The sequence below is a fragment of the Bradyrhizobium sp. genome (genome assembly GCF_035570375.1).
Classification (GTDB): domain Bacteria; phylum Pseudomonadota; class Alphaproteobacteria; order Rhizobiales; family Xanthobacteraceae; genus Bradyrhizobium.
Genome location: NZ_DATMLW010000019.1, coordinates 1 through 2,142, shown reverse-complemented (window position 1 = coordinate 2,142; position 2,142 = coordinate 1). Strand labels below are relative to the sequence as shown.

Annotated in this window: 3 protein-coding genes; 2 read left to right on the top strand and 1 reads right to left on the bottom strand. The window is 62.3% G+C overall.

Annotated features, from left to right (window positions below):
- On the bottom strand, window positions 1-1,401 hold a 1,401-nt coding region (locus VNX23_RS02405), incomplete at its 3' end, for an NAD(P)/FAD-dependent oxidoreductase (protein WP_325627573.1).
- Window positions 1,402-1,684: 283 nt separating this feature from the next.
- Here VNX23_RS02405 and VNX23_RS02400 point away from each other — a divergent pair.
- Together VNX23_RS02400 and VNX23_RS02395 are read left to right on the top strand one after the other, a co-directional pair.
- Window positions 1,685-1,873 carry a hypothetical protein gene (locus VNX23_RS02400; protein WP_325627572.1) on the top strand — a complete coding sequence of 63 codons (189 nt, stop codon included), beginning with the start codon at window positions 1,685-1,687 and terminating at the stop codon, window positions 1,871-1,873.
- 49 nt (window positions 1,874-1,922) lie between these two features.
- Window positions 1,923-2,142 (top strand): hypothetical protein (locus VNX23_RS02395; RefSeq protein ID WP_325627571.1); only part of this gene is annotated, 220 nt, incomplete at its 3' end.

The window sequence follows — 2,142 nt, the reverse complement described above, 5'->3', positions numbered from 1 at the left end:
CATGTGTTCGATACAGTCGGCGATCCAGTCCGCGTGCTGCTCGATCGCCACCGGCATGTTGCACAGCACAGAGGGGCTGCCGGGGCCCGTGATCGTGAACAGGTTCGGGAACCCCGCGACCTGCAGACCGAGGTAATTGCGCGGACCCGCCTCCCACGCATCCTTTAACACCACCCCGCCGCGACCGCGAATATCCATCCGCAGCATCGGACCGGTCATCGCATCAAAGCCGGTGGCGAAGACGATGATGTCCAACGGGTATTCGGCTTGGGTGGTACAAACCCCCGACGGAGTGATCCGCTCGATCGGCGCTGCCCTCAAGTCCACCAGCGTGACATTGGGGCGGTTGTAAGTCTCAAAGTAGTCGGTATCGATCGGCGGGCGCTTCGCCGCGTAGGGATGATCGATGTCCGACAGGATCGCCGCCGTCGTCGGATCCTTCACGGTCGAGCGGATCTTGCGCTTGATAAAGTCCGCCGCCGTGTCGTTCGCTGCCTTGTCGATCATCATGTCCTGGAACACTGCGCGGAATTGCAGGCCACCACGCTCCCAGGCCGCCTCGTAGATCTTCTCGCGCTCCTCGGGCGAGGTTTCGACAGCCAGCCGTTGCTCGATCCGGAACGCCATGCCGTTGAGCGTCTCACGCGTGGCCGCCCGAATTTCGCCGGGGTGTTCCTTGATGTACTGCCGGAACTCCGGCGTCAGTGGCGCGTTGCGCGCGGGCACCGAGTAGTTCGCGGTGCGCTGGAACACGGTTAGATGGGCTGCCGCCGCCGCGATCACTGGTGCGGCCTGAATACCGGTGGAGCCGGTGCCGATCATGCCTACCCGCTTGCCGGTGAAATCCACGCCCTCATGCGGCCATTGACCAGTGTGGTACCAATCCCCTTTGAAATCCTTCAGACCGGGGAAGTTCGGCACGTTCGCCGTGGATAGGCAGCCGACGGCGGTGATCAAGAATTTTACGACATAGGTCTCGCCACGTTCGGTGCGCACCCGCCAACGGTTTGCGACCTCGTCGTAATGCGCGGCAACGACCCGGGTATTAAAATGGATGTCCCGCTTCAGGTCGAACCGTTCGGCGACAAAATTCAGGTAGCGCATGATCTCCGGCTGGCCGGGATAGCGTTCGGACCATTCCCATTCGCGCATCAGCTCGGGAGAAAACGTGTACCAATAGACATGGCTTTCGGAATCGCATCGCGCCCCTGGATAACGGTTCCAATACCAGGTGCCGCCCACGCCGCCGCCCGCCTCCAGCGCCCGCACGGACAGGCCGAGGCGGTCGCGTAGGCAGAGCAGTTGGTAAAGGCCCGCGAAGCCCGCCCCGATCACCAGCCCGTCGAGTTCGGTGGTCTGAAGGGATCTGTTGCTCGGGATATCCGTCATCACATCTGCCATTCTGCCCAATTCCTTCTTTTGCCCCGGCGAGCGCGCCTGCCAGCCCCTGTCTGCCTGTCTACCCCCGCCATGTCAGGGGAACATTTCCTCTTCTTTCTGGCGCAAGAACCATCTAGAGCCCGTCGCGTACGTCTTGCATAGAAGACGAATGATTTGTATTGCGATTAGACAGGCGACCGCATATCATTTCCAATCTGTATAGGTCAATGCGTCTGATGAGAGGCGATATCGGAGTGTCTCCGCCCCCGGTTGTGGTCGGGAGCGGCGCGTCATGGAGGGCGCGGTGCTGAAAGCAAACCTATGGAGCGAGAGCGTGCCGCGGGTCGAGCTCGATCGGCGGGCACGCGAGGCCCGGCTCCGGCTCGAGCGGATCGAACGACTGCTTATGCCGCGCGCTGCCATGACCTTTGTCTTTTTAGCTTCGGCACATACGGCGAGGCCTGGCAAGGTAATCGAGGCAGAGGGCCGTTGATCAATCGGCAGCCGTCCCGCATGGGTCAATGGGTTTGATAAGGCGAGAGATGGACCGGCCGCAATCAACGGGTTCAACAGCCAGCCCCCTCCAGACAAAGGGCCATGAATCGGAGTCGACCGGGGCGGCTCGTGCGCGGCTTGTTTCCAGTGATCTCGGCCGGGGCAAGCCGGTGGGCGCGGTTGTCGCAGCAGCCAAAGTCTTGCGCACGTTACACGCGTCGGAGCGGCCGTTGAACGCGAGCGAGGTCGCCCGCGCCGCGGGCCTCC